This window comes from Corallococcus sp. AB049A (assembly GCF_003668885.1).
Taxonomy (GTDB): domain Bacteria; phylum Myxococcota; class Myxococcia; order Myxococcales; family Myxococcaceae; genus Corallococcus; species Corallococcus interemptor.
Window position 1 is genome coordinate 1 of the sequence record NZ_RAWL01000455.1, and the last position, 6734, is coordinate 6734.

The following is a 6734-nucleotide window of genomic DNA, read 5'->3' on the forward strand; positions in this document are numbered from 1 at the left end:
CCCTGCACGTCCTCCTTCATGATGCGGCCACCGGCGCCGGAGCCCTTCAGCTGGCCCACGTCCACCCGGTTCTCCTCCGCCATCTTCCTGGCGGTGGGGGTGATGCGCGTGTCAGCACCGGCCTGGGCCGGAGCCGCGGAGACGGGCGCCGCGGCCTGGGCGGGCGCGGGCGTGGCGGCGGCCACGGCGGGAGAGGCGGCAGCGCCAGCACCACCGGCCTCGATGGTGCCCAGCACGTCACCCACGCGGACCTTGTCGCCCTCCTTGAAGGCGATGGACGCGATGCTGCCGGCGGCGGGGGCCGGCACGTCGATGGTGACCTTGTCGGTCTCCAGCACGACGAGCGGCTCGTCCGCGGAGACGGACTCCCCCTGCTTCTTGTTCCACTTGCCGACGACGGCTTCGGTGATGGATTCGCCGAGCGGCGGGACTTTCAGTTCAACGGCCATTCTGGGTTCCTCGGAGGATGGCTTCTTCGATGATGAGCTGCTGCTCGTAGTCGTGCGTCTTCGTGAAACCGGTGGCGGGGCTGGCGGCCTCGGCGCGCCCGATGTAGCCCAGCTTCACCGTCTGCTGCGCGCGCTGGGACAACAGGTCGTGCAGGCGGGGGAACATGAAGTGCCAGCCGCCCGCGTTGCGCGGCTCCTCCTGCACCCAGTACAGCTCCTGGAGCGCCGGCAGCTTCGCCACCAGGTTGGCCAGTTCGTCCTGCGGGAACGGGTAGAGCTGCTCCACGCGCACGATGGCGATGGAGTCGTCCTTGCGCTCGTCCCGGGCCTTGGCCAGGTCGTAGTACACCTTGCCGCTGCACAAGAGCAGCCGCTTCACCTTCGCGGCGTCCGCCTTCGCGTCCGGAATCACTTCCTGGAACGCGCCGGTGGCCAGGTCGTCCATGCGGCTGGTGGCCTCCGGGCGGCGCAGGAGGCTCTTGGGCGACATGATGACCAGCGGCTTGCGCACGGGGCGCAGCACCTGGCGGCGCAGCAGGTGGAAGATCTGCGCGGGCGTGGTGGGGTAGCAGACCTGGAGGTTGTCCTCGGCGCACAGGTCCAGGAAGCGCTCCAGGCGCGCGCTGGAGTGCTCCGGGCCCTGGCCTTCGTAGCCGTGCGGCAGCAGCAGGGTGATGCCGGACAGCCGGCGCCACTTGCTCTCCGCCGCGGCGATGAACTGGTCGATGATGATCTGCGCGCCGTTGGCGAAGTCACCGAACTGGGCCTCCCACAGCGTGAGGCCGTCCGGCACGTCCAGGCTGTAGCCGTAGTCGAAGCCCAGCACGCCCATCTCCGACAGCGGGCTGTTGTAGACGTTGAACGTCGCCTTGCCGGTGGCGAACTGGCGCAGGGGCGTGAACTCCTGGCCCGTCTGCGTGTCGTGCAGCACCGCGTGGCGGTGGCTGAACGTGCCGCGCTCGCTGTCCTGGCCGGACAGGCGGATGCCGTAGCCCTCCGACAGGAGCGTCGCGTACGCCAGCGACTCGCCCTCGCTCCACTGGAGCTCCTCGCTCTCCAGCATGCCCTGGCGCTTCTTGAGCACCGTGCGCTCCACGTCGCGGTGGACGTTGAAGCCCTCCGGCGCCGTGGCCAGCTTCTGGAGCGCGTCACGCAGCGTGGCCTTGGCCACCGCCGTGGACGCCTGGGGCGCGTTCTTCAAGAGGCCGCCCTTGTAGGGCTTCCACAGGCCCTCCAGCGCGTTGGGCTCCTTGAACTGGCTCTCCTGGCGGGCGCGGGTGAGCGCCGCGTCGAAGTCCTGGAAGCAGCGCTGCTTGATGGCGTCCGACTCCTCCGCGCTGATGCGGCCGGCTTCCGCCAGTGCCTTCGCGTAGAGCGCGCGCACCGGCGGGTGCTTGCGGATGAGGTCGTACATCGCCGGCTGGGTGAAGGACGGGTCGTCGCCCTCGTTGTGGCCGTAGCGGCGGTAGCAGATGAGGTCGATGACCACGTCGCTCTTGAACGTCTGGCGGTACTCGGCCGCCAGCCGCGCCGCGTGGACGCACGCCTCCGGATCATCCCCGTTCACGTGGAACACCGGGATGTCCAGCATCTGCGCGATGGCGGTGGAGTAGATGCTGGTGCGCGAGTCCGACGGGTCGGTGGTGAAGCCCACCTGGTTGTTGATGACGATGTGGACCGTGCCGCCCGTCGTATAGCCCTTGAGGCCGGAGAAGTTCAGCGTCTCCGACGTGATGCCCTGGCCGATGAAGGCCGCGTCGCCGTGGATGAGCAGCGGCATCACCTGCGTGCGCTCGGTGTCCCCGCCGCGGTCCTGCTTGGCGCGCACGCGGCCCTCCACCACGGGGCCCACGCACTCCAGGTGGCTGGGGTTGAACGCCAGCGACAGGTGCACGTTCTTGCCGGCGCGCGTGGCGTGGTCCGACGAGAAGCCCATGTGGTACTTCACGTCGCCGCGGCCCAGGTACGCCTTGGGGTCCTTGGGGCCGTCGAACTCGCTGAAGATCTGATCCGGCTTCTTGCCCAGGATGTTGGTCAGCACGTTGAGGCGGCCGCGGTGGGCCATGCCGATGACCAGCTCCTTCAGGCCCATGCCGCTGCCCACTTCCAAGAGCGCGTCCAGCATGGGGATGAGCGCCTCGCCACCATCCAGGCTGAAGCGCTTGGCGCCCACGTACTTCGTGTGCAGGAAGTTCTCGAAGCCCTCCGCGTAGGAGAGCTTGGTGAGGATGTGCCGCTGGTCCTCCACGGAGAACGGCGTGCGGTTCTCGCTGTGCTCCATGCGCTTCATGAGCCAGCGGCGGCGCTCGCTGTCGAGCATCTGCATGAACTCGACGCCGATGTGGTCCGAGTACGTGCGGCGCAGGCGCGTGACGAGGTCCGCCAGGCGCACGCGCTGCTGCGGGAAGACGTTGTTGCACTCCACCGCCTGCTCCAGCTCCTTCGCGGCGAAGTGGTTCTCATCCATCAGCGCCACGTCCGCGACGTGGCCCAGCTGCGGGCGCGGACGCGCCAGCGGATCCAGCGTCGCGCGCAGGTGGCCGCGCAGGCGGAAGGCGGTGATGGCCTGATCCACCTTCGACTGAAGGCCGATGTCCTGCGCCGGAGCGACCGGGGCCTGCGGCACCGCGGCGGCCGGTGCGGCGGCGCCGTTCGCCTTGCCCTTGCCCTTGCCCTCCGGTGCGGCGGGTGTCGGAGCCTCCAGAAGCTTCGTGTTGAAGATGGGGCGGCCCGTGCCGTCGTTGCGCTCGAACACCTCGCGCCAGCTCGCGTCCACGCTGCCCGGATCCTCGAGGAAGCGCGCGTAGAGCCCCTCGATGAAGTCGATGTTTCCACCCGAGAGGAAACTGTCCTGGAAATTCGCCATGGCGGGGGTCTTTTACTGGATGGGGGACGTGTTGGGGGGTTTTCGCCTCAGGTTTGTTGAACCGCGTCATGCATGGCTGCCCGGCTTCACTTTGGGGAGCAGATGGAGTCATGCCCCGCGTGAGCGCAGCTTCACCGAGCACCGGATTCCCCCGGCTGGAAGGAGCTCAAAAGAGCCGCCCGGGTCCCTGGCATGCTGAACGGACGTACATCCGAGGCAAAAGCGACACGGGGTCCGGGGCCTCCCTCGGCGGTTCAGGAGTGGTAAGGACACGCCCCCTCTTTCCACTCTTCCGGAACGGACCGACATGCTCCTCCAGGGCAAGAAGCTGCTCATCACCGGTGTGCTCACTCCGCAGTCGCTGGCCTTCGGGGTCGCGGAGCACGCGATCGCGCAGGGCGCGGAGGTCATCCTCACCGGCTTTGGCCGGGCCAAGTCCCTCACCGAGCGCAGCGCGAAGCGGCTCAAGCCCGGCACGGAGGTGCTGGAGCTGGACGTGACGAACCCGGCGCACTTTCCCGCGCTGACGGAGGCCCTGCGGCAGAAATGGGGCCGCGTGGACGGCGTGCTGCACGCCATCGCGTTCGCGCCCGAGGACGCGCTGGGCGGCAACTTCCTCAACACGCCGTGGGAGAGCGCGCAGACGGCGTTCCGCATCTCCACCTTCTCCCTGAAGGAGCTGGCGGTGGCGTGCGCGCCGCTGATGACGCAGGGCGGCTCCATCGTCGCGCTGGACTTCGACAACCGGCAGGCGTGGCCCATCTACGACTGGATGGGCGTGTGCAAGGCGGCCATGGAGGCCACCGTGCGCTACCTGGCGCGCGACCTGGGGCCCAAGGGCATCCGCGTGAACGCGCTCGCCGCGGGCCCGCTCGCCACCGTGGCGGCCAAGGGCATCCCGGGCTTCAAGGCGCTGGCGCAGTACTGGGGCAAGCAGGCGCCGCTCGGCTGGAGCGACAAGGACAGCCACGACCACGTGGCGAAGACGGCCTGTGCACTTCTGTCCGATTGGCTGTCGTCCACCACCGGCGAGATGATTCACGTGGACGGCGGCTACCACGCCGTAGGCGCACCGCCGGTGGAGACGGTGGAGACACCGGCAGAAGGGGTCCCCGCCAACCCCACGCCCAAGGAAGGCTGAAGCCGCCCAACCTTCCTGGAAAGTCCAGACATCCGCCTGCCAGGCATCCCGGCGGACGGGAGCCCCCCGCTTCCGCCCGTTGGAGCGCTCACGGTAGGATCACCCATGCAGCGCAGGCGCATCCCGCACTCCGCGGAGCCTGCGCGAGGAGCCGTGGCACAGTGAGCACCAATGTCTTGCTGGTGGACGACAGTCCAACCGTCCGCAACATCCTCAAGATCTACCTGATGAACCTCAAGGTCAGCATCGTGGAGGCGGAGGACGCGCAGCGCGCGCTGCAGTTGTTGCGGCTGGTGCCGGTGAGCGTGGTGATCGCCGACATCAACATGCCGAACATGGATGGCATCACCTTCGTGAAGGAGGTCCGCGCGAGCGCCCAGGCGCAAGTGCAGAAGGTGCCGGTCATCCTGCTGACGGCGGAGAAGGGGGAGGACCTGCGCCAGCGCGGTTCGGCTGCGGGGGCCAACGCCTTCATCCAGAAACCGGTGTCGCACGACGAGCTGACCAAGACCGTGCGCCAGTTCCTGAACGGGGGCTGACGACCGTGAGTCTGCCGACGCTGCTGCTGGTGGATGACAGCGACGCCATCCTGGCGCTGGAGCGGGCCATCCTCTCCGGCCACTACACCATCCACACGGCCAGCAACGGCCGTGAGGCGCTGGACAAGGTGGGGCGGCTGCACCCGGCGGCGATGCTGCTGGACCTGTCCATGCCGGAGATGGACGGGGATGAGGTCCTCCAGCGGATGAAGGCGGACGCGGCCACGGCGGACATCCCGGTCATCATCATCTCGTCGGAGAAGCAGCGCGCGGAGGCGTGCCTGGGCCTGGGCGCGGAGGCGTTCCTGGCCAAGCCCTTCCGCGCGGACGAGCTGCTCTTGCGCGTGGGCGAGGCGCTGGAGAACGCGCGCCGGCGCTCGCGCTCCGGGGCCATGCTCGTCCTGCGGCTGCACGTGGGCGAGCGCGAGTTCGCCGTGCCGCTGGACTCCGTGAAGGAGGTCCTGCTCCAGCCGCTGACGCGGCCCTTGCCCACCGGCCCGTCGTACCTGCGCGAGTACGTGGAGCTGCGCGGCCAGGCGGTGTGCGTGCTGGACGTGGCGCTGCGGCTGGGCGTGCAGCACAAGGTGTCCATCGCGGAGCGGATGCTGGTGGTCATCGAGACGGAGGGCGTGTCGCTGGCGCTCACCGTGGACACGGTGAAGGACCCGGAGGAGTTCCAGGCGAGCGACATCGACCGGCGGGAGAAGGTGGGCGGCGCCGAGCACGGCCTGTTGCAGGAAGGCCTCATCGGCATGCTGCGCACGGGCGGCCGCGCGCTGCCCATCCTGGATCCGAAGGTGTTCATCGCGCGGGGGCTCCTGCGCGACCTGCCCGCGCTGCTCGCGCCGGTGGAGGAAGAGCGGAGCGCATGAGTGCGGGGCTCGACCCGAGGCTTCTGGCCCGTGCCCGGGAAGTGGTGGCGGACACCACCGGCTTCCGGGACGACGCCATCGCCCAGGAGGCGGTGGAGCGCGTGCTGCGCGCGGAGCTGGCCCGGGGGCGCGTGCCCACGGAGGTCCTGAGCGAACTGCAGCAGCTGGGCTCGCCCCTGGCCTACACGCTGGTGCGCGCGGTGCTGGTGGGGGAGACGTACTTCTTCCGCCAGCCGGAGCACTTCCGCTACATCGCGCAGGAGGGCATCCCCACGGCGCTGCGCCAGGGCGCCCTGCACCTGCGCGGCTGGAGCGCCGGGTGCGCCACGGGCGAGGAGGCCTATTCGCTGGCCGCGTGCCTGCTGGCGTGCGCGCCCCCCGGGATGCCGGTGGAGGTGGTGGGCACGGACCTGCACGAGGCCAGCCTGGAGGCCGCGCGGCGCGGCACCTACGGCGCGTGGTCCCGGCGCGAGTCCGCCCCCGCGCTGCACCCCGTCTACGAACTCCACAACGGGCGGCAGGTGTCCATCCTCCCGGAGGTCCGCAAGGTGACGCGCTTCGCGCCGGCGAACCTGCTGGCGCCGCTGCCGGAGCGCTTCGGGCAGTTCGACTTCATCCTCTGCCGCAACGTGCTCACGTACTTCTCCCCGTCCGCGCGCGACGCGGCCGTCGTCCACCTGGCGCGGGCGCTGGCGCCGGGGGGCTGGCTGTTCCTGGGCACGGTGGAGGTGGACCGCACGCCGCCGGGGCTCACGCGCGAGGGGCCTCCGGAGCTGCAGGCCTTCCGCAAGCCCCGCCCGGAGGAGCGCACCTTCGCGCAACTGCCCGTGGAAAAGCCCGTGCCCGCGCTCCGCCTGACGCCCGCGC

The 6734-nt window shown here is 69.8% G+C and carries 6 protein-coding genes; 4 read left to right on the forward strand and 2 right to left on the reverse strand.

The window, feature by feature from the left end; all coding sequences use genetic code 11:
- A partial coding sequence (locus D7X55_RS33275; RefSeq protein WP_199747269.1) for a biotin/lipoyl-containing protein occupies positions 1-449 on the reverse strand: 449 nt, incomplete at its 3' end.
- Complete coding sequence (locus tag D7X55_RS33280) at positions 439-3315, reverse strand: 2-oxoglutarate dehydrogenase E1 component (protein WP_120551027.1); 2877 nt, start codon at positions 3313-3315, stop codon at positions 439-441. The genes D7X55_RS33280 and D7X55_RS33275, both read right to left, overlap by 11 nt.
- 307 nt (positions 3316-3622) lie before the next feature.
- Between D7X55_RS33280 and fabI the strand changes: the two genes are divergently transcribed.
- From fabI to D7X55_RS33300, 4 genes are all read left to right on the forward strand, one after another.
- Positions 3623-4456, forward strand: a complete 834-nt coding sequence (fabI, locus tag D7X55_RS33285; RefSeq protein WP_120551026.1) for an enoyl-ACP reductase FabI — start codon at positions 3623-3625, stop codon at positions 4454-4456.
- A 161-nt stretch (positions 4457-4617) separates the two neighbouring features.
- Positions 4618-4995 carry a response regulator gene (locus D7X55_RS33290; protein ID WP_120551025.1) on the forward strand — a complete coding sequence of 126 codons (378 nt, stop codon included), beginning with the start codon at positions 4618-4620 and terminating at the stop codon, positions 4993-4995.
- Positions 4996-5000: 5 nt separating this feature from the next.
- On the forward strand, positions 5001-5867 hold the full coding sequence (locus D7X55_RS33295; RefSeq protein WP_120551024.1) for a response regulator: 867 nt from the start codon (positions 5001-5003) through the stop codon (positions 5865-5867).
- Positions 5864-6734 (forward strand): protein-glutamate O-methyltransferase CheR (locus D7X55_RS33300; protein ID WP_233610220.1); only part of this gene is annotated, 871 nt, incomplete at its 3' end. The genes D7X55_RS33295 and D7X55_RS33300, both read left to right, overlap by 4 nt.

What these genes read in the sequence shown, in the direction of transcription:
- fabI (WP_120551026.1), top strand. Translation starts at nt 3,623, where the DNA reads ATGCTCCTCCAGGGCAAGAAGCTGCTCATCACCGGTGTGCTCACTCCG.
- D7X55_RS33280 (WP_120551027.1), bottom strand. Translation starts at nt 3,315, where the DNA reads ATGGCGAATTTCCAGGACAGTTTCCTCTCGGGTGGAAACATCGACTTC.